Origin of the sequence: Streptosporangium sp. NPDC023963 (genome assembly GCF_040639135.1) — a bacterium.
GTDB lineage: Bacteria > Actinomycetota > Actinomycetes > Streptosporangiales > Streptosporangiaceae > Streptosporangium.
Genome location: NZ_JBEZZK010000025.1, coordinates 63,442 through 89,518 on the forward strand (window position 1 = coordinate 63,442; position 26,077 = coordinate 89,518).

The 26,077-nt window shown below is 64.0% G+C and carries 23 protein-coding genes and 1 tRNA gene; 14 read left to right on the plus strand and 10 right to left on the minus strand.

Translation table 11 applies throughout. The annotated features are described in order from the left end of the window. Positions 1-150: 150 nt before the first annotated feature. The 4 genes from AB0F88_RS41940 to AB0F88_RS41955 all read right to left on the minus strand — a co-directional run bounded on the left by AB0F88_RS41940 (position 151) and on the right by AB0F88_RS41955 (position 5,611). Positions 151-1,356, minus strand: coding sequence for a cellulose binding domain-containing protein (locus tag AB0F88_RS41940; protein WP_362697379.1), 1,206 nt, complete (start codon positions 1,354-1,356; stop codon positions 151-153). Between the two features lie 566 nt (positions 1,357-1,922). Beyond that, positions 1,923-2,870, minus strand: coding sequence for a PaaX family transcriptional regulator C-terminal domain-containing protein (locus AB0F88_RS41945; RefSeq protein ID WP_362697382.1), 948 nt, complete (start codon positions 2,868-2,870; stop codon positions 1,923-1,925). 276 nt (positions 2,871-3,146) lie between these two features. Continuing rightward, positions 3,147-4,562, minus strand: a complete 1,416-nt coding sequence (locus AB0F88_RS41950) for a hypothetical protein (RefSeq protein ID WP_362697385.1) — start codon at positions 4,560-4,562, stop codon at positions 3,147-3,149. Positions 4,563-4,774: 212 nt separating this feature from the next. Next, complete coding sequence (locus tag AB0F88_RS41955) at positions 4,775-5,611, minus strand: hypothetical protein (protein ID WP_362697388.1); 837 nt, start codon at positions 5,609-5,611, stop codon at positions 4,775-4,777. 169 nt (positions 5,612-5,780) lie between these two features. Here AB0F88_RS41955 and AB0F88_RS41960 point away from each other — a divergent pair, with 169 nt between their 5' ends. The 11 genes from AB0F88_RS41960 (at position 5,781) to AB0F88_RS42010 (ending at position 18,546) form a co-directional block, all read left to right on the plus strand. Continuing rightward, positions 5,781-5,996: a hypothetical protein gene (locus tag AB0F88_RS41960; RefSeq protein ID WP_362697467.1), complete on the plus strand. Its 216-nt coding sequence runs from the start codon at positions 5,781-5,783 to the stop codon at positions 5,994-5,996. Between the two features lie 543 nt (positions 5,997-6,539). Then, the gene (locus AB0F88_RS41965) at positions 6,540-6,854 is read left to right on the plus strand and encodes a CU044_2847 family protein (protein ID WP_362697391.1); all 315 of its coding nucleotides are present in this window, start codon (positions 6,540-6,542) and stop codon (positions 6,852-6,854) included. Between the two features lie 165 nt (positions 6,855-7,019). Next, positions 7,020-11,699 carry a methyltransferase domain-containing protein gene (locus AB0F88_RS41970; RefSeq protein ID WP_362697394.1) on the plus strand — a complete coding sequence of 1,560 codons (4,680 nt, stop codon included), beginning with the start codon at positions 7,020-7,022 and terminating at the stop codon, positions 11,697-11,699. A 102-nt stretch (positions 11,700-11,801) separates the two neighbouring features. Continuing rightward, positions 11,802-12,806 (plus strand): hypothetical protein, encoded by a 1,005-nt coding sequence (locus AB0F88_RS41975; protein WP_362697397.1) that lies wholly within the window; start codon positions 11,802-11,804, stop codon positions 12,804-12,806. After that, positions 12,766-13,947, plus strand: coding sequence for a glycine amidinotransferase (locus AB0F88_RS41980; protein WP_362697400.1), 1,182 nt, complete (start codon positions 12,766-12,768; stop codon positions 13,945-13,947). Before AB0F88_RS41975 ends, AB0F88_RS41980 begins: the two co-directional genes overlap by 41 nt. Positions 13,948-13,988: 41 nt before the next feature. Beyond that, positions 13,989-14,726, plus strand: coding sequence for a hypothetical protein (locus AB0F88_RS41985; RefSeq protein WP_362697403.1), 738 nt, complete (start codon positions 13,989-13,991; stop codon positions 14,724-14,726). Between the two features lie 45 nt (positions 14,727-14,771). Beyond that, positions 14,772-15,644 carry an MBL fold metallo-hydrolase gene (locus AB0F88_RS41990; RefSeq protein ID WP_362697407.1) on the plus strand — a complete coding sequence of 291 codons (873 nt, stop codon included), beginning with the start codon at positions 14,772-14,774 and terminating at the stop codon, positions 15,642-15,644. A gap of 42 nt (positions 15,645-15,686) precedes the next feature. Beyond that, on the plus strand, positions 15,687-15,866 hold the full coding sequence (locus tag AB0F88_RS41995; protein ID WP_362697410.1) for a hypothetical protein: 180 nt from the start codon (positions 15,687-15,689) through the stop codon (positions 15,864-15,866). Positions 15,867-15,930: 64 nt separating this feature from the next. Beyond that, a complete protein-coding gene (locus AB0F88_RS42000; protein ID WP_362697413.1) occupies positions 15,931-17,124 on the plus strand; it encodes a replication initiator in 1,194 nt (397 codons plus the stop codon). Beyond that, entirely contained in the window at positions 17,117-17,302 is a 186-nt protein-coding gene (locus tag AB0F88_RS42005) for a helix-turn-helix domain-containing protein (protein ID WP_362697416.1), read from the plus strand. The genes AB0F88_RS42000 and AB0F88_RS42005 overlap by 8 nt, the downstream gene beginning before the upstream one ends. Further along, the gene (locus tag AB0F88_RS42010; protein ID WP_362697419.1) at positions 17,302-18,546 is read left to right on the plus strand and encodes a site-specific integrase; all 1,245 of its coding nucleotides are present in this window, start codon (positions 17,302-17,304) and stop codon (positions 18,544-18,546) included. The genes AB0F88_RS42005 and AB0F88_RS42010 overlap by 1 nt, the downstream gene beginning before the upstream one ends. Before the next feature lie 78 nt (positions 18,547-18,624). On the opposite strand, the gene AB0F88_RS42015 is transcribed toward AB0F88_RS42010, so the two are convergent. The 3 genes from AB0F88_RS42015 to AB0F88_RS42025 form a co-directional block, all read right to left on the minus strand. Further along, positions 18,625-19,011 carry a hypothetical protein gene (locus AB0F88_RS42015; RefSeq protein ID WP_362697422.1) on the minus strand — a complete coding sequence of 129 codons (387 nt, stop codon included), beginning with the start codon at positions 19,009-19,011 and terminating at the stop codon, positions 18,625-18,627. 155 nt (positions 19,012-19,166) lie between these two features. Beyond that, a tRNA-Arg gene (locus tag AB0F88_RS42020) sits at positions 19,167-19,239 on the minus strand. A 146-nt stretch (positions 19,240-19,385) separates the two neighbouring features. Beyond that, positions 19,386-19,568 (minus strand): hypothetical protein, encoded by a 183-nt coding sequence (locus AB0F88_RS42025; RefSeq protein ID WP_362697425.1) that lies wholly within the window; start codon positions 19,566-19,568, stop codon positions 19,386-19,388. Between the two features lie 259 nt (positions 19,569-19,827). Between AB0F88_RS42025 and AB0F88_RS42030 the strand changes: the two genes are divergently transcribed. Next, positions 19,828-20,967, plus strand: a complete 1,140-nt coding sequence (locus AB0F88_RS42030; protein ID WP_362697428.1) for a histidine kinase — start codon at positions 19,828-19,830, stop codon at positions 20,965-20,967. A gap of 120 nt (positions 20,968-21,087) precedes the next feature. Continuing rightward, positions 21,088-21,723, plus strand: a complete 636-nt coding sequence (locus AB0F88_RS42035) for a response regulator transcription factor (RefSeq protein WP_362697431.1) — start codon at positions 21,088-21,090, stop codon at positions 21,721-21,723. Positions 21,724-21,835: 112 nt separating this feature from the next. Here the strand turns inward: AB0F88_RS42035 and AB0F88_RS42040 are convergent, their stop codons facing one another. Genes AB0F88_RS42040 through AB0F88_RS42050 form a run of 3 tightly spaced genes read right to left on the minus strand, consistent with a single transcriptional unit; the run spans position 21,836 to position 24,205 of the window. Further along, entirely contained in the window at positions 21,836-22,300 is a 465-nt protein-coding gene (locus tag AB0F88_RS42040) for a MaoC family dehydratase (protein WP_362697434.1), read from the minus strand. A 10-nt stretch (positions 22,301-22,310) separates the two neighbouring features. After that, positions 22,311-23,729 carry a hypothetical protein gene (locus tag AB0F88_RS42045; protein ID WP_362697437.1) on the minus strand — a complete coding sequence of 473 codons (1,419 nt, stop codon included), beginning with the start codon at positions 23,727-23,729 and terminating at the stop codon, positions 22,311-22,313. Further along, a complete protein-coding gene (locus tag AB0F88_RS42050; protein ID WP_362697440.1) occupies positions 23,729-24,205 on the minus strand; it encodes a SigE family RNA polymerase sigma factor in 477 nt (158 codons plus the stop codon). The genes AB0F88_RS42045 and AB0F88_RS42050 overlap by 1 nt, the downstream gene beginning before the upstream one ends. A gap of 171 nt (positions 24,206-24,376) precedes the next feature. Here AB0F88_RS42050 and AB0F88_RS42055 point away from each other — a divergent pair, with 171 nt between their 5' ends. Then, positions 24,377-25,666, plus strand: coding sequence for an esterase-like activity of phytase family protein (locus AB0F88_RS42055; RefSeq protein WP_362697443.1), 1,290 nt, complete (start codon positions 24,377-24,379; stop codon positions 25,664-25,666). Positions 25,667-26,077: the final 411 nt, after the last annotated feature.

The window sequence follows — 26,077 nt, forward strand, 5'->3', positions numbered from 1 at the left end:
TCACGTCCTGTCCGCCGCCCGCCCGACGGTGGAATCATCCGGCGTGTACGGGGGCCGGGCTCCGGGTGTCCGGCCACGGCACCGTACACACCACGACCGGTGACCTCGAACTCCGCAGCCTCCGGCGGGCCCAGTCCAGGCGGGCCGGGATCAGCCGGCGGTGCAGGTGACGGTGGCTCCGGCGCCGGTTCCGTTGCCCTGAAACCCGAAGTTGGTGCTCTGTCCGGCCGCCAGCCGCCCGTTGTAGCTCTGGTTGGTGACGGCCACGCTGCCGCTGGTGCCGGAGTTGACGCCGTTCCACAGGGAGGTGATCGTGGCTCCGCCGGGCAGGGTGAGGGCGACCCTCCAGCCGTTGATCGCGGCGCCGCCCGCGGTGACGTTGACGGCGGCGACGAACCCGCCGGCCCACTGGTCCTGCACCGAGTAGGTCGCCGAGCAGCCCTGGGGCCCGCTCGGCGTCGGGGAGGGGGTCGGGGTGACGGTGGGCGTCGGCGAGGGGGAGGGGGTACCGCCGTCGAGCGTGAGGTTCTTCTGCTGGACCTGCCACTGGGTGTTGCACAGGCCGCAGTTGGGGCCGACGAAGTTGGCGCCGGCCATCGTGTCGCCCTTCAGCCGCCACTTGAGGTACAGCACCGCCACGCGGCCGAACTCGCCGCCGTTGGGCTGGCCGTAGGTGCCCCCGTGCCCGACGTTCAGATTGCCCATGAACGCGGGCAGCCCCGCGGGAAGCTTGCCCCAGTCGTCGATGGCGTTCGGGTAGGCGATGTCACTGGGCCCGCCGATGAAGTAGGCGATCGGCTTCGTCAGCCGGCGGAGCTGGTAGTCGTCGGCGTCGTTCAGCAACCCGCTGCTGAAAATGGTGGTCGTGGTGATACGTGGGTCGTTGGAGACGGCATAGGCCTCCAGGCCCCCGCAGGAGAAGCCCCCTGCGGCGATCTTGCTGGTGTCGAGCCTGCCGTAGTACTTGCCGCCCTGGCGGCTGTTCTCCGCGACCGCCCAGTCGATGGACTGGGTGAGCATCTGGGACGTCGTCGAACCGGAGCCGTTCGGGCCGCCGCTGGCGATGGCCAGGAACCCGTGCGAGGCGATCTCGCGGAGGAAGTTCAGCTGCGACGTCCCGTTGGCGGAGCAGCCCCCGTTGCCCCATACGAAAACGGGAAGTTTCTCGGACGGGAGGGCTTCGGGCCGGTAGATGGTGTGATTGGGCAGGCCGGCCGAGGTCTCGTAACCGGCCGGATAGGGACCCGAGTTGAGGGCCGCCGCGGCGCTCGGCGTCATGGTGAGCGCCACCATTCCGGCACCGACCGTGGCGACCACGGCCGCCAGTGCCGCGCTGATGATCGAGCGTTTTCTCATTTCGCCCTCCAAGGGTGTCAAGACAGCGCTCTGTGTCCGATGTGGCATGCGCGGCGCACGCCGACAGAGCCCGACTGAGCCCGGCAGCGGCACGACTGAGCCCGGCAGCGGCACGACCACTCCCACCGCGGCCAGGCCGGCCGGCGCCGGCCGAATCCGGAGATCGATATGGCGGACCGTCGACGACAGGTCGCGCTCGTGTCAGGCGGAACGAGCCGACGAGATCAACGTGCAGTTACTATCACTGCGGTAATAAAAAGTGTCAAGAAAGCCCACCCGGTCGGTCGAGCGGCGCGTGCGCGAACCGGAGACGTTCTGAGCGCATTCGGCTCCGGGCGCGGGCCGGCCGATCACGCGAACCCTCGGGACGGCGCCACCGCCACCCTGCCCGGCGGCGGGAGGACGCACCGGTGCGAGCGGCTCCGGCGCAGGTCACCATGCCTGGCCAGCCTGGCGCTCCGGTAGGGTCGCGGCGGGCGGCCGCCCGTCGGGAAACCGGCGCGCCGCGGCCGTCACGAAACGCACCCCGGCGGCCGGGCAGTCGTCCGAACGAATGAAAGTTTCTTTCAGCCGTCCCCGCCTGCCGGGGCCGATACGGAGTTCTCCGATGCCCGGAAGTGGGTGATCCAGGACGCGGCGTCCGGCCAGTACGGTGTCGCGACCCGGATGAGCCGCGTCTCGGCGAGCGAGCCGAGAGCGGAATGGATCTCCAGCATGAGGTCCCTGGCGGCCTGGCGGGGCCACGGTGCCGGCAGGAGGTGCTCGGGGAGGTCCGGGTCGATGTCGGGGAACTTCCGCCAGGAATCCATGACGGAGGTCCGGGCCACCAGCGCCCGGGTCGCGTCGACCTCCCCGTTGCGGACGGCCACCCGCAGGTCCGAGTACCGCGCGATGAAAGCCTCGTAGGCCGAGGCGAGGCCGGCCAGATCGTAGGCGGCGGCCGGACCGTGCGGGCCGGTCTCCTCGTCGAAACGGGCGTGCATCACCGACCATCGGCTGCCGTCGACGTCGTTCAGGATGTCGTGCAGCGCCCGGGTCACCGGACCGGAGCCGGATCCGGGCCGGATCCACACGCTGTCGTACAGCCGCGCGAAACCCAGCGACCCCAGAGCCTTGCGGACCGCGTGCCGTGGGGCCTGGCCGGACTGGGGGATCGAGAAGGAGACGGTCACCCAGTCGCCGGTCCACCGCGGCGGGCGTGCGCCGAAGCTCAGAAAGTGATCCATCCGGGAGCGATGCCTGGCGATCGCCTGAGGCGTGAGGTGGTACACGGGCGGCCGCGCGGTTCCCCGCACGGCGATCAGGCCACGCTTGGTCAGCCGGGACAACGCGGCCCGCGCGCTGGCCTCGCTGATGCCGAACTCCCTGAGCATCGCGACCACCGCCACCGACGGAAGGTCGGCGTCCGAGGAGTCGAGGTACTCACCGAGCAAGGTCGTCAGCAGGTGCTGCGGGTTGGGGCCGGCCTGTGCCCGCGGGGCTCCGACATCGTCCGAAGACACATGGACACTCACGTCATCAGCTTGCCTCACGACAACGCCCTCGCCGAACGGCTCCGGGGCCCGCGCCGTCGCCCCGGAGTCCCTCCCGGCGAACCCGAGACCGGCAAGGCCGGCAAAGGCATGAGGAAATCATCGGAAGCCGTGGACCGGTACCCGAATACACGACGGCATTCATCGTCAGGTGCCGTAACGCCGAGCATCGCGGTCCTCTACTCGAAGCACTCGTGCCGAGCGTCGCGATGGTCCGTGACTCCGCAAACCCCACCCGGACCACTCCCGGCGTGAGGGTCACCAAGCCTCGACGTAGGGCATCTGCTCGCCGGGAACGATCCGGCTGGTGCCCGATTCGACGTCGATGCGCAGCAACCGGGAGGCGGCGCCACCGCACGGCGGCAGTCCCGCCAGCGGTGACCTGTCCATCTCCTCGGCCTCGCGATCGACGCCGACCAGCAGGTGGCGGCCGGTCGGGTCGGGCTTCAGCGACTCGATGTGGCCGCAGTCCAGGTCGAGGAGCCTCCTGACCATCCGCGTCCCCTCGTGCAGGACGAGCGTGCGGGTCGGCCAGCCGAGCGCGCGCACCTGCCGCCCGCCGGGTAGTACCAGGAGCGGCCGGGAGAACTCGTGCTCCGCGGGGGCGGCGACGTTCCTGACCTCGCCCGTCTCCACGTCGAGGGTGGCCAGGGTGCCCGCCGGAGTGCCGTGCTCGGGGAGCGCGAGCTTTCGGGTGTCCAGCCACTGCAGGCCGTAGCCGCTGACGGGCCACTCGCGCTCCAGGGTGCCCACGAACCTCCCCTCGCCGGTGGACCGCCCGTAGGCGATGCGGCCCTCGGATGACAGGGCCAGGCCGATGACCGTACCCCTGATCGAGGGGGTGAGCCGCTCGCCTACGGTGACGCGGCCGTCCGCGCTCATGGTCAGCCGGTAGAGGCGGAAATGACGGCCCGACCGGTTGCTGATCGCAGCCACGTAGTGGCCCGGCTCGGTGTCGGCGGCGATGTAGGCGTAGTCGCCGTAGGCGCGGGTCGCCTCGGGCAACTGGTCTATCAGCTCCCCGGACTCCAGATCGAGCACGTGCGGGAAGAACGACCTGATCAAGGCATAACGCGGGGTGCCGTCCGCGTTGGCGGGCAGGCCGATCAGCGCGCCGGGCAGCAGGACGGCCAGCACGACGGCCGTCGCCGCGATCCCCGTGTTGCGCAGGTCGGTCAAGCGCGGCCGGACACCCGCGCCGGCGATCCCGGCCAGCAGGACCATGGCGGCGGGAGAGAGCAGCCAGGCCAGGATCATGCGCGGCACCGACAGGGACGGCGGCGCCAGCTGCGCCTCAAGGCACTCCCGCCACCACAGGGGCGGCTCGGGAGACAGCCGATCCCCGGCCTCGATCAGCGCGACGGGCAGCAGGGCGAACGTCAGCCCCAGCGCGGCGGGACGCAAGGAGGCCGTCCGTCCCGGCAGAGCGGCGTCGGCCCGTGCGCGCGACCGGAGCGCCCACAGGGCCGCCAGCGCCAGCAGGATGGGCTGGAACACGGTGAGCAGCGCGCCGAATACTTCCGCCCCCACGGCCGCGGGGTGGGGCTGGGGCATCTCCATCGGCACACCGCTCATGCAGACGACCGTCTGCCGCTCGGCGAGCAGGGGGTCGGCGAACAGCTCCCACAGCGACAGCGTGACCGCCGCCGACCAGAAGAACCACACTGCGCGCATCGGACGGCTTTCCAGTCGGTTTACGAGGGATCGGGGTAGCTTAGCGCCTGCCGCGACACAAAGATCAGCTTCGCGGTCAGCGGTGGACACAGGTCGGTGACGTGTGACCGTACAAGACGGTGTTGCCGTACGTCCCTTCCGTGAACGCGACCGGGACGGGTTCGCACTTCATCGGTCGCCCACTCCGGTGGAGCCGGGACGCCTGCGTCGAGTCAGCCCGCGGGGGGCGGCTCGACATGGTGACTCCAGTAGGGGTACAGGCCGGCACCATGGTCGACGACGGTGCTGCATCGGTGCCGGATGAGGTCGATCATCGACGCCGGGTCGAGTTCCTCCTCGCCTCCCCCTCCGTGGTCCCTCAGGTCCAGGGCACTGTCCACGTTGTAGTGGAACCGGCCGTCGATCAGGTAGTCACGGCGGAAGGTGGTCGCCCACTGCGAGTTGCCTCCCCACCCGTGAGAGGGGTCGTCGGTGGATCGTGACCGGCGCCGGTAGGTCCAGTACAGGGTGGATCGGTCGGCGACTCCCGCGACCAGATGTCTCGCCCCGGCGGTGACGACCACCCCGGCCCGCATCAGCAGCATCGAGCCCATCATGTAGCCGGGCCAGCGCTCCTCGACGATCGAGGGCGGCTCGCCGGGGTCACCGGCCTGCCGTACCTCGACGATCTCGTGGAAGAACGGGTGGAACCCCCGCCGGCCGATCGGGTCCGCGCCCAGCGCCTCGCAGAAGGCGGGATAGGCGCCGACAGGCGGGTAGTACTCGTCCGGGTCCGCTGCCGGACCGTCCGCGGGATCCTGGTAGTTCTGGATGAGCAGATCGAGGATGCGGCTCACCGCGTACAGCCTGAAGCCCAGCTCGTGAGGCACCGCAATCAGGTGGCTTTCCGGCCGGCCCGTCTCCCGTACTTCCGCCACGTGAGCCGGGTGCTCGGCCGACCACCGTCTCAGCTCATCGGCCAGCCCGGCGTTCGCACCTCCGTGGCTGCCGATGCTCTCGTACAGGGCACGCCACCGCCAGTGATCATCGTGGTCCATGTCGTCCTTCACGCCCTGGTCTCTCCTCTGAGACTTCCACGCCCTGGTCTCTCCTTCGAGACGACGCTTCCCGAACCATGATTCGCCGCCACGACGACCCACCGAAGGTACCCCAGCCCGATCATCCGTCCCGCACGCCCGGCTCCACGAACTTCGGCACATCCACGCCACGGCTCTGCTCCTGGCGGGCGTCCCTGTCCGCGTCGCCACCGCCCGGCTCGGCCACGCCGGCCCGTCCATCACGTTTCGCGTTCACGCTCACATGGTTCGAGCGGCGGAGGCCTCCGTCGCCGACGTCTTCGCGGATGCCGTCGGCGAGCAGGAGAAACGCCCTGTTAGCAAGGGTGTTGGGAAGAAGCCCCAACGATCAGGAAATCAAGAAGGCCTGATGGCGTAATGCCTGCTCAGGGGTGTTCTCGTATGTGTGCGGCCGGAGGTACTCGAAGGTTCCTGCGCCCACCGTGACCAGCACCGTCACAATGGAAAAGGCTCATTTCTCCGAATGACGTGAAACCTGTTCCATAGATCGCGGATGCCCGCCCAGCACACGTCAACGATCCACTTCGTCCATCCGGCGAACGCTTCCCCTCTCCGATTCACGGGCCTGCATGATCGCCACGTCGCACCGACAAACTCGCCGCGCTTTCGCAGGCACCAATTTGATCATACGACATAAATGATCAAGAACGCCGGTCCTGATGCGAGCGAGCATGAACGGGAGCGCAGGCATTGCACAATCCAGTTTGCCCATGGTCCCCGGACAGCTATGAATCGATACGCTCACGCGGTAATCTCCTATAGTTGACGGTTGGACTTCAACGGGCGTACGCGCCTTCGAGCTCCGAACGTAGCCTCGGCTTGTGGTACCTGCAGGGACTAGTGAGGAACCATCATTATCGTTGGTACCGCCGCTTCGACCCGGGAAAGGGGCAGGAGACAGATGGCGACTAGGCTCATCGAGCTGTCGGATGGCACTCTCGTCGAGATTGAGGCGATACACGGCGAATCGCGAGAAATCAGTGGAGGATTCGCCGAAAAGGTGGGATCAACGCTTGAAGGTGCTGCCGCCACCATCTTGAAGACCATGAACCCGATCATCCGAGCCTGCCAGGACATGCAAAGCCGCGGGGACGTGCAATCCACCGAGGTGGAGCTGGGCTTCAGCTTCGAAGCCGAAGGCAATCTCTACATCGCCAAAGCCAAGTCGACCGCCACCATTATTGTCAGGATTGTGCCCAAATCATTGACCACGTGATGACGAGCCAGGTCACGGCTCCTATTCGTGTCGCCGATGGGGCTGTTCATCCGTCCTGATATGCCGCGTACACCTGGGCTACTCCGCCAGGCAGGGCCAACTGGATCTCTCCGCAGCCGGAACGCGTCCTACGGCAAGTCGACGTGTTCACCCAGAGGAAAATAAATGGAAGATCGGATCCCGACGCGAGCAATCGTCCGTATCGCAAGCAGTGATGAGCTAAACCCAAGGTTCGGAACCGGCTTTGCGATCCACCGAGACGCAGAACATACCTACTTCATGACCTGCGCACATGTGGTCAATGCAGTGGGCGGCGAAGCGAATATCGTCGTCGACGGCGTTCCCGGGACGGTAGTCGCGTCCGGAGACGCAGATCATCTGGACCTGGCAATCGTCAAGGTCGACAGCATCGCGGGCCGTGATCCATTTATTATAAGGCCTCAGGGCCGTCCGGGACTTTCAATTCATACAGCAGGATTCGAGCACGTTGTCGGCCGCAACTACGCACTGCGCGAGCTGACGGGAAGAGTAGGGAGAAGGCTAGGGCTCGAGTCACGAGGTACGACGACTCGGATCGACGCGTGGGAAATCAACCTGGACAAGGGCTCGATAGTACAGCCTGGCCATAGCGGTGCCCCTGTCATAGATCCGACAGACGGCTCCGTTGTCGGGATCCTGCGGATCAAACAGGGTGACGGTGACAAAGCAATCGCGATCTCGTCACATGCCGTCCAGAGTCAGTGGCCGAATCTCGCCAGCCTCTTCACGGCCGAAGTCAAACAGGAAACGCCGAGTGCGGACTGGGGATACGCGCCCGACGTAGAAAGTCTCTATGGGCGTCGGCAAGAGGTCGCGACGTTACAAACGTGGATAACGAAGGACCGGTGCCGAATCGTAGGTCTTCTTGGACTGCGAGGCATCGGGAAGACCTCGCTTACTCTGGGCGCAACAAAAGGGCACCCAGCACGGACCGACCTTCCCTTGGATATAAGCCATGGAATCGGGACAGAATTTGATTACGTGGTTTTCCGGAGCCTGCTCAACGCTCCTCCTGTGGAGGAAATCCTGCGGGAGACCGTCGCGATCGTCTCAAGCCAGCACGAAGTTTCCCTCCCGGAGACTCTGGACGAGCAGATCTCTCACCTACTTTTGTACTTGCAGAAGCACAAATGCCTCTTGATCCTAGACAACTTCGAGGCTGTTCTTCAAAGCAGACAGCGTCACGCCGGCGGATACAGGGAAGGTTATGAGGGCTACGGTGAACTGCTCCGCCGGATTGGAACCACGACCCATAAGAGCTGCCTTCTTCTGAACAGCCGAGAAAAGCCAGTTGACGTCGCAAAACTCGAGGGAAAGAACAGGCCGGTCCGAACTCTGGAAATCGGCGGTGTCGACGACACCAGCGGGAGACTCATACTCGATGAGATCGGAAGCTTCACTGGGCAGGACGAAGATTGGCGCGATCTCGTAAGGTTATACGGCGGCAATCCTCTCGCGCTTGAGCTCGCGGCCAGACATATCTCGGAAGTCTTCTTCGGTAACATAAAACGTTTCTTGGAATTGGGAACACCCGTCTTCAGTGATCTCGAAGAGTTGCTTGACTGGCATCTCAACCGACTTTCCGAGGCCGAGATCGAAGTTATATATTGGCTCGCACTGGAGCGAGAGCCAGTCAGTCTTGACGAACTACAGGCGAACGTCCTGAACACGGATTCTCGACGTCGGCTCCCGTCAACGCTTCAGGCCATTCAGCGCCGAGCGCCCATGGAAAGAACGGCGGCCAGATTTAGTCTTCAACCCGTGCTGATAGAACACGTGACCAACAAGATCGTAAATTTGGCCATAAGCGACATTATGCTGAACGAACGAAAGGTGATCTTCAGTCACACACTCCAAAAGGCGCTGGCTCGAGACTACGTTCGTGAAGCTCAGGGCAGGTTGGTTTTAGGACCCATAATCGAGAGCCTGCGCAGCATGCTCGGCGGGCAACTGCGTCTTGAGGATCGAATGCGTTCCCACATAGACCATTTGCGCGCGTTCGAAGGCTTGGGGCCAAACTATGCCGCCGGGAACATTCTCAATATTTTGTGCAACTCAACAGAGATCGTCGATTCTTATGATTTGTCCGGCCTGGATATCCGCCAGGCATACCTTCAGGAAGTTTGCGTTCACAACACAAATCTAGCTCAGGCCACACTCACAGATTGTGTGTTTACTCAGACGTTCGGACCGATCTCTAGTCTTGCGCTGAGCCCCAACGCGGAACTCGTCGCGGCAAGCGAATCCAACGGAAACATTCATGTATGGCGACTGGCCGATTTTCAAGTAGAGAAGACTCTTGCTGGCCACATCAACTGGGTGTTTGCCCTGGCATTCAGTCCCGATGGTCGAACGCTGGCCAGTGGTGGCGAAGACAAGATTGTCCGGTTATGGGACCTGAACACCGATATCTGTGTTCGCGAGTTGGACCTGCACTCCAACTCGGTATGGGCTGTGGCCTTCAGCCCTGATGGTCGTCTACTGGCCACAGGTAGCGAGGACCAAACGGTTCGAATTTGGGACGTAGCCACGGGAGAGTGTAAGGCGACACTGCGCCAACACCAGCAGAAAGTTTTCGCAGTGGCGTTCAGCCCCAATGGTGAAAAAATGGTCAGCGCAAGCGCCGACCACACCGTGAAGGTGTGGGATACAAGCACATGGGAATGCTCCGGGACGTTGCAGCACGCCGATACCGTTCGAGGTGTCTCATTCAGCCCCGACGGCCAGGTGATAGCTAGTTGTTGCTGGGACAAGACCATTCGTCTATGGAACCTGGAGACGGGGGAATGCTCAGAAGTACTCAGCGGACATACTAATAGCATCCATTCGGTCGTATTCCATCCGGATGGAGAGATTCTGGCCAGCAGTGGCGAAAGCGGCGCAGTCCGCATCTGGAACCTACGCGAGCAGAAATGCGTCACCACCTTGCAGCGCCATGTGGGCGAAGTATGGGAGGTCGTTTTCTCCCGGGACGGCCAAATATTGGTGACCGGAGGATACGACGGAACGCTGCGGGTCTGGGACACGCGGGACTGGACATGTCGAAGCACCTTGCATGGGTATATCGATTGGGTCCAGGCTCTGGCCATCAGCCGTGACGGAAGCACGATTGTGGGGAGTAACGGAGACCTAACGCTCAAAGTGTGGGATCTTGAAACTGCACTGTGTCGTGAAAGTTTAAAGGCGCACACTGGTTGGACCTTCGCGGTCGCGTTCAGTTCGGATGGCAGGCACTTTGCAACTGGAAGTGATGATAGATCTATAAAAATATGGGATACCTCGACATGGGAGGTGACCAAAACGTTGCTGGGTCACTCCAACTGGGTACAAACCGTGGCGTTCAGCGAGGACGGTTGCATGCTGGCCAGCGGAAGCGATGATAGAACCGTCAAACTATGGAATGTTGCTACAGCAGAATGTATACGCACCTTGGAAGACCACGCGGAGGGAATCTGGGGTGTCGCCTTCGGGCCGGGCGGAGGAACACTGGCCAGCGGTAGTGAAGACCACACGGTGAAAATCTGGGATGTTGAACGCGGTTCGTGTATGGCTACGCTGTCAGGACACGAGGATCGTATTCACTCTGTCGCCTTCGACCCTGCAGGTCAGCGCATCGTGAGTTGCAGTGACGACAAAACGGTGCGTGTTTGGGAAGCGGCATCCGGGAATTGCCTTCAAGTGCTGCGCGGCCACGAGAGCTGGGTCATCTCTGCTGTCTTCGACTCGACGGGAAGGTACATCTGGAGTGGCGGGAAGGATAAGACACTACGGGTATGGGACACAACGACCGGCGAATGCATACGAATCCTGTCGGGGCATATGGGCGGCATTTGGTCGGTCGTATACAACGAGGCCTTGAGTGCGATTGCTTCCGCGAGCGAGGACGGCAGTATCAGGATTTGGGCCAGCAAGATGGCTGAGCTCGTCAAGATACTACGCCCGTTGAAGCCATATGAAGGAATAAACATATTTGGGGTTCAAGGACTAACGGAAGCACAAAAAATCTCCCTGCGAGTGCTGGGAGCTGTTGAGGAGGGCGAATTCGTGGTAAAGCCACCAATCGAGCAGTCGCGGCGCAATAAGACACACGACTACGCCACGTTCGCGGAGGAATACGCTTCATTGGGCTTCGACGGGACCTACCGGCTCGCCTTTCGAGACATTCCCAGCGTACTTGACGAATTTGCGCAGGGCAGGGGCAGGGCCTTGGATTATGGGTGTGGTCCAGGGCGTTCGACCCGGTTTCTCAGAGGGTTGGGATTCGATGCCTACGGCGCGGATATCAGTCGAGACATGCTTAGCCAGGCCAAACAGCAGGACTCGGATGGTCAGTACTTTCACATAAGAAGCGGTGTATTGCCCTTTGATGACGCCTATTTCGATGTGGTCTTCTGTAGTTTCGTCTTCATCGAGGTTGCGACTTTACAGGGCATTGCTGCCATCCTTCAGGAGATGAAGCGAGTTCTCAAGCCCAATGGCTGCATCATCATCGTCACCGCTCCCGCAGACAGCTTCGAGGGCGACTGGGTGTCGTTTTCCTATAACTTCCCGGAGAATAAACGCCCCCTTGTCAGCGGCGACACCGTGAAATTGCACATCCGAGGAACCAATGTAATTCTATATGATTACTACTGGGCCGATGAGGACTACCGAGAGGTGTTTCGTCAAGTTGGGTTGACGGTATCGAAAGTCCATCGTCCGCTCGGGAATCCTGATGACGGCGTGGAGTGGCTCGACGAGGAAGATCGCGCATTTTTCATCGTGTATGTTCTAGGCCACAATAAGCAAAGGGGTCCCCGATCGTAAAACTCCTGGCATGTTTTGCGGATTGATGCTGATGAGCAGTACAGGCGAAGGTCGGTATCCGCATTGAACCCTTTTCGTTGCTCTCAAGAGAGAGCTCGCTCGATGCCGTTTCAGCAAAATGTTACAATTCTTTTGCTGGCGGCGTTCACCTGGGGTGTAGGTAATGCTATTACAGGCCTTACCGCAGGTAAATACAACAGTGAATCCATCTTGATTCCGCCCTTGTTGATAGCCATTGCCAACACCCTTGGGGGCCTGGTCTTCTTGGGTTTGACGTTAGGCGTTCTAGTTGCACGTCGCCGACGCGACGAACCGCCTATCCGGACGACGCTCGCTGGCATCGCCCGGCAGAGATGGGCTGCCCTGGGCGCCGGAGCAAGCAAAGGGCTCAATACCGGATTCTATGTTCTATCGGCAACCCACGCTTCCGCAACCGTTTCCCTCGTGCTGGAAAGCACTTATGTGGTGTGGACCGCTCTGTTCGCCGCCGTGACAATGCGCACGAAGGAGGGCACCAAATGGGTTGTGCGAGCCGTTCTCCTCGTAACCGCCGCAGCGTTGGTTGCCGGCTACTCCAACAGTCCCGGCGGAGGTAAATCCCTACTTGGCAATGTAGGCGGATTGATTGCGGCACTATCATATGCAACATTTGTCAGCATGTGGGCCCGGGTAACCAAGGACCTGAAACGTTTCGAGGAGAAACTGGTAGCCACCGGCGCCCTGTTGACATTCTCACTGCTTACGCTCCTCTGTATCACGGTGTGCGCAATCGTGTTCGCATCCCCATCTGACAAGAAAATTTTCGACGCGATTTCAGCAGCAGATTTCAGCCTGCAGTTGCTCAACGGGATGTTGGTCGTCGGCGTCGTATATCTGTTGGTGACGATCGGGCTTGCGAGCATAAGTTCCCGAGCTGACAGCAGCGTCCTTGGCTCAGGCATTCTGACGCTCTCCATCCCGTTCACCCTGCTGACCGAAACCGTAGCAGGAAGAGTCAGCCCGACCGTACTTCAACTGTTAGGAGTGGGGCTTTTCATGGCAGCGTTCGTCTGGATATCGCGACCCAATGCGTCTCGCAGAACGGAGCGTCGAACTGGTGACTCATGATGAAGTTTCAGTGGTCTCTTCGTACGACGAGTGGTCTCCGCTAAAGGAAGTCATCCTTGGTCACAGCTCGGGCTTTCGCGCTCTACAACTTGACGACTCATTCTGCCTCTTTCACTGGGACAACCTCAAAGAATTCATCACCCGGAATGGGTTCTTTCAGGATGACAAGCTCCAGGGCAGGTGGCGTACGATAGAAATAGAGGGCTCGATTCTTGACGAGTTGGCAGAGGATCTCGAGGGTCTCGAAACAGCACTTGTGCGCCAAGGCATCACCGTTCGCCGCCCGGCTCCGACACCGAATCCCCATGCCGAGATCCAGACGCCTTTCTGGAAATCCATCCAGTCACCGCCGCTCAATGTTCGGGATCAAACCATCATCCTCGGTTCAACCATCGTTGAGACAGCCCCGCAAGTCAGGGCCAGGGTTCTGGAAAACCAGTATCTGAGACCCTTATTCCAGGAGTACTTCACCCAAGGAGCCCGCTGGTTATCCATGCCGCAGCCGTCACTGGCAAGAGGGTCTCTGGACGACTCCTTCTTCGATTTGTCACCAGTAGAGCGGAAAGCTCTGTCGGACCCCATCACCGAGCAGCTGGTCGGCCTTTCACGGGAACTCGCATTCGATGGAGCCCAGACAGCCCGGCTGGGAAAGGATGTGCTGGTCAATGTCGCGAACGCGAATCACGCACTGGGCTACGACTGGCTGGTTCGGGAATTCGGTTCGTCATTCAAATTTCACAAACTGAACAGACTCTCGGACAGTCACATCGACAGCATGCTACTGCCCTTGAGGCCTGGACTCTGGCTGGTGCGGCATCGAGGTGTCCTAGACTATTTGCCCGCGCCATTTCACACCTGGGATTACCTCGAGGCTCCGGAGGTCGATGAAGACAACTTTCCATCCTATAGCGGTTTCAACCTCTCAATATCGAGCAAGTTCATCGACATGAACATTCTTTCACTGGATGCCGACATTGTTGTAGTGAACTCTCTGTATCCGGAACTGGTTCATCTGCTTGAGCGTAATAAGTTCACAGTTATTCCCGTGCAGCACCGGCATCGGCGCCTCTTCGGCGGCGGCTTTCACTGCTTCACCCTGGATGTGCGGAGAACGGGAACACTGGAAGACTATACGACATAGCAGTCGCAGATTTCCCAAATCTGCCCGGAGAGGGCTACCGCATGAGAACGGAACTGATCTGTGGGGCATTCTTCAGCCCACCTTTAGTTTACTGGTCTGAGAGCGCTGGATGTTCAGGTCCTTTTCCGAGGATTGTTGTACAGCTCGCTGCACACGCAGGATTCACTACAAAGTTCCAGCACATCGGTCATTATCAACTGGCCCACTTCGATGAAACCAACTTCGATCTTGCGCTGGCGATATTCGACTCGCCACGCCGTTCCTACATGGGCATGGTTGAGGGTGCGGTTGCCGAAGTTGCTGTTCAGGCCGCCGGGCCGCTGGGGCAAAACCATCGAGCAGACGATAAGAGCTTGACCACGATTCTCGATTCAAACAGGCGAATCGTCGTCAAGGAGGGCGACATCGGCCATGACGTCGTGTTGGCCCAAGGAGCCGAGTGGCTTCAACGCGTGACCGTGGAACCGGCAACCAGCAACCGGGACCTGGCAGAACTTCTGAGCGACCCCGGGATTGATTTTGTGATTTCGGATGCGCTGACTCTTACGAGTATCATGACGTCACCTCACTCATCCGGGATGGCCCGACGTCTCGTCTTTTCAAAGCCGACCTGCTGGCTCACATTGGGTGTTCTTGTCTCACACGACTCACCCTATTCACCTGAGGCCTTTCGAGCCGATTGGGCGAACAATTCGTTGCTTCGCGAGCGGCAACATCTCTACGACGTGCTGGAAACCTATGGAACCGCGGTGTTGCGGCCTCCACCGGGGTTGCCATAGCCGCTATCATTGTCGCGATCAAAGACGTCATGAAAGGACGCTCGTATGGACACCCAGACATGGGAGATCGGAACGGCCCGGATCACCACTGTTCCAGAGATCGACGCAACGTCGATCATTTCGTCCATATTGCCTGATGCGACGGTGGAGAGTCTAGGTGCTTTCCCTTGGCTCGCACCGGACTACGTCGATGAGCAAGGCCAGCTGAAAGGACTCGTCCAGAGCTTCCTGATTGAAGCCGACAACAAGGTCATCCTGATCGACTCGTGTGTGGGGAACGGGAAGCACCGGCAGGAGATGGCCGAGTGGAGCGGAATCCAAACAGACTTCCTCGGGACATTGAGTCGCCTCGGCTTCGATCGGGAGGCCGTGGACATCGTGGTTTGCACGCATCTGCATTTCGATCATGTCGGTTGGAACACCGTTAGGGAGGGTGATGATTGGGTCCCCACCTTCCCTAACGCCTCCTATCTGTTCTTCCGAGGTGAGTACGAGTACTGGGCAGGACATCCCGAGGCGGAGATCGCTGACGATCACGCCGGCTTCGCGGATTCTGTTCAGCCCATTGTCGATGCCGGTCTTGCCACACTCGTTGAAGCTGATCATGAGGTCAGTGCAAGCGTGCGGCTCCTGCCGACCTTCGGGCACACTCCGGGGCACGTGAGCGTCGAAGTCCATTCGGGTTCTGATCGCGCCGTAATAACGGGCGATGCTATGCACCATCCGTGCCAGATTGCCGCGCCTGAATGGGGAACCCTTTCGGACACCCGGCCAGACGAGGCCCGGGCTTCCCGCAGAGAGCTACTAGAGGCATTGTCCGGTTCGCCTACCTTGCTGATTGGCTCCCATTTCCCGGTACCCTCAGCCGGTAAAGTCATCACCGATGGCGACGGCTTCCAGCTGATACATGTCCGGTAATCTGCATATTTAGGCTTTTAATCCTGGATCTATTCGAGGCAGTTGCTGGCTCAGCTGAGGCGTATCTTCGACTCGAGTCGAGCGTCAGCTTCCGATGTCGCCGACCGGCTGCCCGGCATCTTCGAGAACAATGATCTCCTCGGTCCGGAAGACGACGCGCTTCGGGAGATGGCCTGCTCGATGCGGCAGAACGGCTGGACGCCGGCCGAGGCGACCGGGTAGAGCGGTCCCGAGCGCATGCAGCGGCTGGTGAACTTCTTCGCCTGAGGTGGCGACGCGTTGCGCAATGATGCCGGACGGCATCCTTCCTATCCCCTGCAAGACCCGACGGGCCTCACGTTGCCCGTCCTGCGCCGAGACCTACCGGGCCGACACCTACCAACTCATCCGCGCGGGCCTGGTGGGCGGCAAGGGTGTCCCGGCCTCGGTCACCGCGCACCCCTGCCTGTTCGTCACCCTCACCGCTCCCGCCTTCGGCGCCGTCCACACCCGGCGAGAGAAGAACGGCGCCGTCCTGCCGTGTCACGCTCGACGCGATGCGGCCACCTGCCCGCACGGACGCGTCATGTCCTGCACCGCCCGGCACGGGGCCGACGAAAGTCGTCTTGGCGAACCGCTCTGCCCGGACTGTTATGACTACGCGGGCTCGGTGCTGTTCAACGCGATGTCCCCGGAGCTGTGGCGGCGCTTCACCGAAGCTCTTCGCCGACGCGTCGCCAAGAACGCCGGACTGACACAGCGGGAGCTACGGGAACAGGCCGTCATCTCCTTCGCCAAGGTCGCCGAGTACCAGCGGCGCGGCGTCGTCCACTTCCACGCGGTCATCCGCGTCGACGGTCCCGAGGGGCCAGCTACCACTCCACCGGCCTGGGTGACGGCCGACCTGATGACCGACGCCGTACAGCACGCCGCCTTCGCCATCGCGGTCACCGTCCCCGCGGTACCCGGCGAACCCGCGCGGGCCTTCCAGTGGGGCGCCCAACTCGACGTCCGCGAGATCACGATGACTGGTGACCTCACCAACCAGGCCGTAGCCGCCTACATCGCCAAGTACGCCACCAAAGCCGCCGAATGCGTCGGCACCCTGGACCGGCGCATCAATCCCCTCGACGACCTGACCGCCCTGCCGATCCGCGACCACGCCCGGCGGCTCATCGCCGAGTGCCTGCGCCTGGGCGCCTTCGACGAACTGACCGAGTTCCGGCTCATCAAATGGGCGAACATGCTGGGCTTCCGCGGCCACTTCTCCACCAAGAGCCGCCGCTACTCCACCACCCTCGGCGACATCCGCCAGGAACGCACCGACTACATGCGCGGTGAGGCGATCAGCACCGGACGGCTTCCGCTCTTCGATGAGGACACCGTGCTCGTCGTCTCGCACTGGGAGTACGCGGGACAGGGCCACTCGGCCGGTGACGCCCTTTTGGTAAGCGCCCTTACCGGAAACCATCTCGCTGCTTCGCGAGGCGTCCATGAGTAGTCCCGCATTGCTCACCGTCCCCCAGGCCATGACCGCTCTCCAGGTCAGTCGGTGGACGCTCTACCAGCTCATCCGCTCCGGTGAACTCGACTCAATCGTGGTCAACGTGCGCTGCCGCCGGATCCCGGAATCCGCCCTGAACGACTACGTGAACCGACTCTGTGGAAAGGCCGCCTAATGGGCAAGCGCTCGAACGGTGAGGGCTCGGTCTTCCCGTACAAGGACGGTTGGGCCGGCTACGTCTGGGTCGTCACCCCAGAAGGTAAGAAAACCCGGAAATGGGCCTACGGCAAGACTCGTGAGGAGACCCACGAGAAGTGGCTCAAGCTCCACGAGATGGCGAGCAAGGGGCCGGTGCCGACCAAGCACCCCACCCTTGCCGCGTACCTGACGCGCTGGCTCGCCGAGGTGGTCGAGCCTAACTTGGAGCCGACGACCTACGTGGCCTATGAGCCGCTGGTGCGGCTCTACATCGTCCCCGGCCTGGGCAAGAAGCGGCTCGACAAACTTACGGTCCGCGAGGTTCAGACGTGGCTGAACACGCTGGTCACCCTCTGCACCTGCTGTGACCAGAAGAAGGATCACCGGCGGGCGGAAGCCAAGCGGCGATGCTGCGCCATCGGAAAGTGCTGCAAGGGGTATCCGTCCCGGAGCACGATCGCGGGGATTCGCCGTGTTCTGCGTTCCTCGCTCGGCAACGCCATCCGGGAAGAGCTGATCTCCAAGAACGTCGCGGCGTTGACCACCCTGCCCAACCCGAGCAAGACCAAGAAGAAGCGTCAGCACGTGGCATGGGATGTCGATGAGGCGCGGAGGTTCCTTGAACACCTGCGGGCGGAGGATGACCCGCTTTACGCGGCCTACGTGCTGATCCTCGTTCTGGGCCTGCGGCGGGGCGAGGTGCTCGGGCTCGCCTGGGACTGCGTCGACCTCGGCGGAGAACAAGTGTGGATCTCTCGGCAGCTCAACCGCGTCAGGGGAAAGCTCCTCCACCGCGAGACGACCAAGACTGACGACTCAACCGCGTCGCTTCCGCTGCTCGGCCTGTGCATCACCGCGCTCAGACACCGCCAGCGAACCCAGGAGGAGGCTCGCAAGGCGGCCGGAGCGAAGTGGAAGGACTCCGATCTCGTCTTCACCACGAGGAACGGCACTCCGATCGAGCCGCGCAACTTCAACCGCTCCTTCGAGGTTCAATGCCGCAAAGCGGGTGTCCCGCGCATCCGGGTCCATGACACCCGGCACACCTGCGCCTCACTCCTGGCCGCCCTCGACGTCCACCCTCGGGTAGCGATGCGCATCCTGCGGCACTCGCAAATCTCGATGACCATGGACGTCTACACGCAGATCCCATCACCCGAGACCCGGAAGGCACTGGATCGTTTGAATGCCAGTCTCGACACCGAGGAAAGCGACCGCTAGGAGAATCGCCCACACGGACCGATCGACGAAGGCCTCCCAGGATCCTCCTGGGAGGCCTTCGTGGTGAGTCTCGCGGACTCACCACTCGGGAAGATCGTGCGCGTCGGGATAGAGCACGATGATCTTCTCCAACAGCTCAGGGCTGCCTGTCTGCACATCCCAATGGCCGCTGTCGAACGCCCGGATCCTCACCTCCGGCACCGACGGACTATCGCCATAGCCCACCAGCTCTCCATCGATGAGCTGGCCCTCCCCGCTGAACAGGTCGATGAGACGACTCGTGGTCACCAGTGAGTTCGCCGTGGCCTCGGCGATCGCCTCAGTCTCCGAAGAGACGAGCCAGTCGATGATCAATTGCCAGCGATGGTCCTCGATCAAGGTATCGAGGGACGTGAGGACCTCCGCCAGGCCGACGTAGCGGCCTCCTCGCCAAGCCGCGAACGAGAGAACGCGGATCCCGGTCACGTGCTTCACCCTCCCCTGCGACGGACGCCTCTCACGCGGAGCAGACCCAAGACATTTGATCAGTGGCGGCCGTCAGACCCCGTTGCTGTATTTCGCTGCTGTACAAGCACGAAAAAGGCCCTCCGGGATGATCCCGGAGGGCCTTTGACCTGCTGTGCGGCCGGAGGTACTCGAAACCCCAACCTTCTGATCCGTAGTCAGATGCTCTATCCATTGAGCTACGGCCGCTCGCTGCGTAAGCAAGCATAGCGGGTTTTGGGCGATGCCTCGAACCGGTTAAACGATCGCCCTCTGATCTGCGTGTCGACGCCGGGTTCCTCGGTGGGGACGGGGATCCGGCAAGGGGCCGAAGGGGCCGTGCCTCGGCGGGCGGGTCAGGCGGCCTGGAGGATCGAGGTGAGGACGCCGGGGAAACGGATCTCCATCTCGGCGAGTCGGAGCTCGTGGCGGCGGAAGCCGCCTTCCGGGGTGACGCGGAGGAGACCGGCCTCGCGGACGGCATACACGATCGGGACCGATTTCAAGCCCGCGCGCCGGGTGCCGATGAAGGAGGTCACGCACTGGGATCGCCGGCGACCTCGACCTCGACCTCGACCTCGACCTCGACCTCGATCCCGATCCCGATCTCGGTTTCGATCCCGATCCCGACCTCGATCCCGATCTCGGCGTCACCGGCTCTTCTTCGGAGATCACGCGGCGCCTCTCCGCGCCCGGGGCATCGTCGGCGCTGATGAGGTGCCGATGAGCCGGATACATCCTTGTGTGTACGGGGGACCCGCCCTGCGCCGGACCCACGGGCCGCGTCGGGGTGATGAGATGGGAGGCGTGAGACGAGACGACGCGCTGTGGGCCGTGGCGTGCTTCGTCAGCGGTCTCCTCCTGCTCGCCGCGGGCGCCTACCAGCACCGATGGGCCTCCGCCCCGCTGTTCGCCGGGCCGCTGGCGATCGCGTGCGCGGGGGTCGCGGTACGGCGGAGCAGGCCGCTGCTCTCGCTGGGACTGGGGGTCGTGGCCTTCCTCGGCGACTTCGCCATGGGCCCGTCCCTGGGCACGGTGCTGATCATCACGGACAACCTCTACGCGGGGGTCAGGTACGGCCCGCGGGCGCTGGGCCGGTGGATGCTCGGCATCACCTCGGTGATCGCCGTCGTGGCGGGTGTGATCGCAGGGGCCCTCTTCAGGCACTGGTCGGCCGCCGCCATCTTCCTCGTCCAGGGCGGCCTGGTCGGGGTGACCCCCGTCTTCACCGCCATGCTCACGAGGCAGCTGCAGGATCAGGCGTTGTCCGAGCGCGCGAGGGCCGAGCAGGTGGCGCGGCTGGCGGAGCTGGACCGGGCGGCGGCGGTGCAGGCCGAGCGGACCCGGATGGCGCGGGAGCTGCACGACATGATCGCCAACCACTTCAGCGCGATCGCCATCCAGTCCACCGCCGTCCTCTCCCGCAGGGACCTGGACGCGCGAGCCGTACGGGAGGTGCTGGCGTCCATCAGGGAGAACAGCGTCGAGGGCATGGGGGAGATGCGCGCCATGATCGGGTTGCTCCGGCAGGACGGCGAGGAGCCGGAGGCGACCAGGCGGCGGTTGGCCGAGGCCGGAGAGCTGGCCGAGCGGGCGCGGGAGGCGGGACTCGACGTCCGGATGCGCGTGGACGGTGAGGCCGGGGAACTGCCCGCCTCGGTCGACCTGGCCGGTTACCGGATCGTCCAGGAGTCGCTGACCAACGCGCTCAAGCACGGCGGCAAGGCCGCCGACGTGGTGATCGGCTACCGGCCGGGGCTGGTCACGCTGACCGTGGACAACCCGATCGACGGCGCGGGGCGGGGGCTTCCCGGCGCGGGTGCGGGGATCATCGGCATGCGGGAGCGTACGGCCCTCGTCGGCGGGGTCTTCGAGGCCGGACCGTACGGCGACGGCTGGCGCGTCCGCGCCGAACTGCCCACCCGGGAGATCACATGATGCCCCGACCGGCCAGCCTGGAGATCGCACGACGACCCGGCCGCCCAGGAGGTCGCATGAGGACCCGACCACCCAGCCGGGGGATCGCGTGACCACCCGACCGCCCGCCTGGGAGATCGCATGACCATCCGAGTTCTCGTCGCCGACGACCACGCGGCGGTCCGTGCCGGGATCGTCCTCATCCTCGACGGCCACGAGGACATCGAGGTCGTCGGCCAGGCGGCCAACGGGGAGCAGGCGGTCGCGATGGCCCTCGACCTCCGGCCCGACGTGGTCCTGATGGACATCCGGATGCCGAAGCTCGACGGGATCTCCGCGACACGCGAGCTGAGCGGGATCACCGACGTGCTGATCCTGACCACGTTCGACCTCGACGAGTACGTCTTCGGGGCGCTGCGGGCCGGAGCCGCCGGGTTCCTGCTCAAGAACACCGACGCCGACGCCCTGGTGGACGCGGTGCGGGTGGTGGCCAGGGGCGAGGGGCTCATCGCGCCCGCGGTCACCCGGCGGCTGATCTCCGCCTTCGGCGCGTCGGTGCCCGAGCGCAGGTCGTACGAGGTCGGCGGTCTCACCCCGCGCGAGCGCGAGGTACTGGCCTGCATCGGGCGGGGCCTGTCGAACGCGGAGATCTCCGCGGAGCTGGACATGGCGGAGGCGACGACGAAAACCCATGTCAGCCGGTTGCTGAACAAGCTGGGTCTTCGCAGTCGCGTTCAGGCCGCGATCCTGGCCCAGGAGCTCTCCGCCGAGAAGTGATCCGTCCTGGTCCACAGGCGCTCCGTCGGGAGGGGACGCGGCCTGGCCGGGAGCCTTCCGCGAAAACCCGGTCAGGAACCCTACGCGGAAAGGTGATCCGGGAGAGCCCGGGTCAGGGGCCCTCCGCCGGGACGTACAGGGCGAGGGTCTCCGCGACGCAGGCCGGTTTCCTCCCGTCCTCGATCTCCACGGTCATGCGGACGTTCGCCAGGTAGCCAGAGGGGGTGCCCTTGAGGTCGACGAGCTCGGCTCCGGCGCGGATCCGCGCGCCGACCGGGACCGGCGCGGGGAATCGGACCTTGTTGAGCCCGTAGTTGATGCCCATGGCCAGGCCGCCCACCTGGAACAGTTCCGACATCAGGGAGGGCAGCAGCGACAGGCTCAGGTAGCCGTGGGCGATGGTGGCGCCGAACGGCCCCTGCTTCGCCCGTTCCACGTCCACGTGTATCCACTGGTGGTCGTCGGTCGCGTCGGCGAACAGGTTGACCTGCTCCTGGGTGATCTCGCGCCACTCGGTGTGACCGAGATGTTCTCCGACGGCGGCCTTGAGCTCGGTGATGTTGGCGAAAGTTCTCATGTCCCGAACTTTATTTCGTTGAGGGGACGGCGAGAAGGTTCACCACCGTGAACTCCTTGCCGCCGCCCACTTCTCTCGTCGTGCACACCGTGCCCTTATCGGTGGGGGCGGGTGCGCCCGACGGGCGGGGAAAACCGCGGGCGTCGGCCGTCCCGCAGTCCTCGACGGTCCTCTCTTCGGCGTCCCAGTAGAGGATCGAGCTGGGTGAGGAGGAGATGCCCATCCCGTAGCCCCCGCCTCCCTCCCGCATCTGCGATATCCCGGCGGCGAGGCCGGTGGCCGCGTCGTAGACCGCTACCAGGGGAACGTACGCGTCCCGCTTCTCGCTGAAGGGGGGCCCCATCACCCCGAACCTGTCGACCACTCCTCTGTCCGCGCTGAACCCCGGCAGGAGCCTGCGGTCCGAACCGTCCGGCCGCTGGACCATCATCGTGTCCCCCTGCTGCCCGAAACACCAGACGGGGCCGCATCGGAAACCGCCCCCTCCCGCGGGGATGCTCACCTCGGTGGTCCGGCCGGTCTCCAGGTCGACCGTCCTGGTCTGGTTCCCCCTACCGCTGACGGCTTGCTCGGCCCCGATGTCGACGGCGAGCGGCCAGGTCAGCAGGTGGAGTCCGTCGGTGTTGCCGAGCCTTTCCGGGGTTCCGCCGCCCAACGGCATGCGGTAGATCCCCCCTCCGCTCACCGACCACAGGAGGAAGTCCGAGGTGACGGCGATCCGCGTCACCTTCGAGAGGTCGCCGGTGACCTCGCCGACCCGCCGCGCGACGCCGCCGGAGCGGGGGACGACCCAGAAGTCGGCCCACTCGTCGGGGTCGTTGGGCGTCCCCCCCCACCAGGCGATGTAGTCGGAGCCCACCTCGAAGCTGCCCGCGAAGTAACCCTTCACCCCCGTGTCGGGCATGGTCGTGAGCACGGTGCTGCTGCGGTCGGCCGTGTCGTACACCTCCAGGCGGCCCGATCTCTCGAACGACGACTCGGCCGAGAGCAGCAGCTTCGTGGCGCTCAGCCCGGTGACCGGGCGGTACCTGTAGCCGTCCGCGGCCCGGACGGGGATCGTGGAGACCGCCATGGGCCAGACCTCCGCGACGGGCCGGACGTCGATCGGCGCGGTCTCCTCCCGGTTCGCCGGTCCTCCCGCTCCGCTCTGGACCGGCTGCTCGGTGTTCTCGTTCGCGTCGACCGGCGGCGCCGCCTGGGTCATGCTCACACCCTCTCCGCCCCTGTTGGGGAGGGTGTCCCTGACCACCGCCATGCCACCGACCACCGCGATCATCCCGGCGACCGCGAGCACCGACTGCGCGCGCACGCGCCTGCGTCGCCTGCGCTGCCTGCCGATCGCCGCCACCAGATCCTCGACCGGCTCGGGCGCGGACCGCGCCGCGCCGGCCAACGTACGGATCAGCGCCTCCTCGTCCCTGTGGCTCATCACACTCGCTCCCCCTCAAGAGCGGCCGCTCTGATCCTGAGCTTGTCCAGCGCGCGGGCCGCCTGGCTGCGCACCGTGCCCCGCGAGACACCCAGGAGATCGGCGATCTCCTGGTCGGAGAGGTCCTCGTAGTAGCGCAGGACCAGTACCGCCCGCTGTTTGGGCGGCAGGCGCTTCAGCTCGTTCCACAGGCCGACGTCGTCTCCGAGACGGTCATCGGTGTAGGCGGCCTCGGGCACCGTCGCGACCAGCCGTTCCCTGTGCAGCCGCCGCCAGACGCTGATGTGCAGGCGGGCCATGGTCGTACGGACGTACCCTTCCGGATCCTCCCTTCTCCTCACTCTCGGCCACGCGTCCCCCAGACGCATGAGGGCCTCCTGTGTCAGGTCGGCCGCGTCCTCGGCGTTCCCGGTGAGTACGTAGCCGTACCGGTACAGCGCCCTGCCCCGTGCGGCGACGAAATCGGTGAACTCCACGCATCCAGGGACGCTTCAGGGACACGTTCTGTTGCATTCCTTTTCATCTGTCTCCGGCATGTCACTTTCCGGCTGGCTTCTGCCAGCTTTTCGTACGGTCCGCATCTTGTTTTCGCTGTACGGCCCGCGACGCAACACCGGCCGTTCACGCGGGTTCCCTAGCGTGCCGCCATGAGACGACGCATGACGATCACCATCGGCGCGGCCGTGCTGGCACTGGCGGTGTCCGCACCGGCGGTGGCCGACCCCGGGCAGCCCGGCCCCGGCCTTCCCAGCTCCGACGGCGCCGGTACCCTGCAGGCGGATTCACAGCAGTCGGGTTCCGGTCATTCCGGCTCCGGTCATTCCGGTTCCGGTCACTCCGGATTCGGGCGTGCCACGCTCACCGGGTTCGCGTCCCTGCCCGCGCTGACCTTCGTCCCCGGCAGCGAGCCCTCGGGATCCCAGCTCGGCACGGCCCCCGTCAACGGGGTGACCCCGCCGTTCGCCGGGCAGCCGGTGCAGGGTTTCAGCGGCATCGTGCGGCGGCACGACGGCACCTTCGACGTGCTGTCCGACAACGGCTTCGGCGCCAAGGACAACAGCGCCGACTTCCTGCTGCGGGTGCACCGGGTGAAGCCCGACTTCCGCCGCGAGAAGGTGTCGGTGCTGGGCGGGTTCAACCTGAGCGACCCCGACAGGCACGTCACCTGGCCGCTGACCCGGCCGGACCGGAAGCTGACCGGCGCCGACTTCGACGTGGAGTCGATCGTGCGGACCCTCGACGGCACCTACTGGATCGGGGACGAGTTCGGCCCGTTCCTGCTGCACTTCTCCTCCTCGGGCAGGCTGCTCGAGGCTCCGGTCCCGCTGCCCGGCGTGAAGGCCCCGGAGAACCCCTCCCTCAACGGCGAACAGCCGAACCTGGGACGGAGCAAGGGCTTCGAGGGCATGGCGCGCTCGGTCGACGGCCGCAAGCTGTACCCGCTGCTCGAAGGCACCGTGACCGGCGACGCCGCCGGGACGCTGCGGATGAACGAGTTCGACCTGCGCAGGCGGGCCTACACCGGCAAGCGCTGGACCTACAGGCTGGAGAGCCCCGACAACGCGATCGGCGACATGATCGCGGTCGACCGGCACCGGTTCCTCGTCATCGAGCGTGACAACCTCCAGGGGGACGCGGCCAGGACCAAGCGCATCTACATGGTGGACACCCGCCACGCGGACCTGCGCAAGACCCTCGTCGCCGACCTGCTCGACCTGGCCAACCCGCGCGGCCTGGGCGGGTTCGGGGAGACCTTCCGCTTCCCGTTCCAGACCATCGAGGACGTCGTGATCCTCGACGACCGGACCCTGGGCGTGCTGGACGACAACAACTTCCCGTCCTCCGCCGGCCGTACCCCGGGCAAGCCCGACAACAACGAGTTCATCACCGTACGCCTGTCGCGCCCGCTCCAGGCCGACATCCGCGTCTATCTGTGACGTCCGCGCACCCTTCCTCCCCGCTCCGCGAGCCCTTCCTCCCTCCCGGGAGGGAGGGCTCGTCCCTTCGCGGGGTCCGGCTCTTCCCGAGGGTCCGGCACTTCCCGAGGGCTCGTCCCTTCGCGGGGTCCCGCTATTCCCGAGGGGCCGGCGCTGAGCCGTCACGCTTCTGGCATGATCCGGCCCGGTGAACATTCCGGACGTTCTTTTCCCCTCACCACACGAACAATTATGACAAAACCACAAATAGCAATAGATAAGATCTCATTAGTCTTCACGGCGCCATTTATTTGCTCTGCCCCAACCGTTTCAATGCGCTATCTCATGGTCCGGGGGGTATCTCCTAGCTGCTGCCACTTATGAGGCAGTGAGGGATATCAGATGTTTTCGGAACCAGAAATGAGATGGGGA

Excerpts from the sequence above, each read along its gene's own strand:
- AB0F88_RS41940 (WP_362697379.1), bottom strand. The coding sequence starts at position 1,356 with ATGAGAAAACGCTCGATCATCAGCGCGGCACTGGCGGCCGTGGTCGCC.
- AB0F88_RS41950 (WP_362697385.1), bottom strand. The coding sequence starts at position 4,562 with ATGCGCGCAGTGTGGTTCTTCTGGTCGGCGGCGGTCACGCTGTCGCTG.
- AB0F88_RS41965 (WP_362697391.1), top strand. The coding sequence starts at position 6,540 with ATGGCGACTAGGCTCATCGAGCTGTCGGATGGCACTCTCGTCGAGATT.
- AB0F88_RS41970 (WP_362697394.1), top strand. The coding sequence starts at position 7,020 with ATGGAAGATCGGATCCCGACGCGAGCAATCGTCCGTATCGCAAGCAGT.
- AB0F88_RS41975 (WP_362697397.1), top strand. The coding sequence starts at position 11,802 with ATGCCGTTTCAGCAAAATGTTACAATTCTTTTGCTGGCGGCGTTCACC.
- AB0F88_RS41980 (WP_362697400.1), top strand. The coding sequence starts at position 12,766 with ATGCGTCTCGCAGAACGGAGCGTCGAACTGGTGACTCATGATGAAGTT.
- AB0F88_RS41985 (WP_362697403.1), top strand. The coding sequence starts at position 13,989 with ATGAGAACGGAACTGATCTGTGGGGCATTCTTCAGCCCACCTTTAGTT.
- AB0F88_RS41990 (WP_362697407.1), top strand. The coding sequence starts at position 14,772 with ATGGACACCCAGACATGGGAGATCGGAACGGCCCGGATCACCACTGTT.
- AB0F88_RS42000 (WP_362697413.1), top strand. The coding sequence starts at position 15,931 with ATGATGCCGGACGGCATCCTTCCTATCCCCTGCAAGACCCGACGGGCC.
- AB0F88_RS42005 (WP_362697416.1), top strand. The coding sequence starts at position 17,117 with ATGAGTAGTCCCGCATTGCTCACCGTCCCCCAGGCCATGACCGCTCTC.
- AB0F88_RS42010 (WP_362697419.1), top strand. The coding sequence starts at position 17,302 with ATGGGCAAGCGCTCGAACGGTGAGGGCTCGGTCTTCCCGTACAAGGAC.
- AB0F88_RS42030 (WP_362697428.1), top strand. The coding sequence starts at position 19,828 with ATGGGAGGCGTGAGACGAGACGACGCGCTGTGGGCCGTGGCGTGCTTC.
- AB0F88_RS42035 (WP_362697431.1), top strand. The coding sequence starts at position 21,088 with ATGACCATCCGAGTTCTCGTCGCCGACGACCACGCGGCGGTCCGTGCC.
- AB0F88_RS42040 (WP_362697434.1), bottom strand. The coding sequence starts at position 22,300 with ATGAGAACTTTCGCCAACATCACCGAGCTCAAGGCCGCCGTCGGAGAA.
- AB0F88_RS42045 (WP_362697437.1), bottom strand. The coding sequence starts at position 23,729 with ATGAGCCACAGGGACGAGGAGGCGCTGATCCGTACGTTGGCCGGCGCG.
- AB0F88_RS42055 (WP_362697443.1), top strand. The coding sequence starts at position 24,377 with ATGAGACGACGCATGACGATCACCATCGGCGCGGCCGTGCTGGCACTG.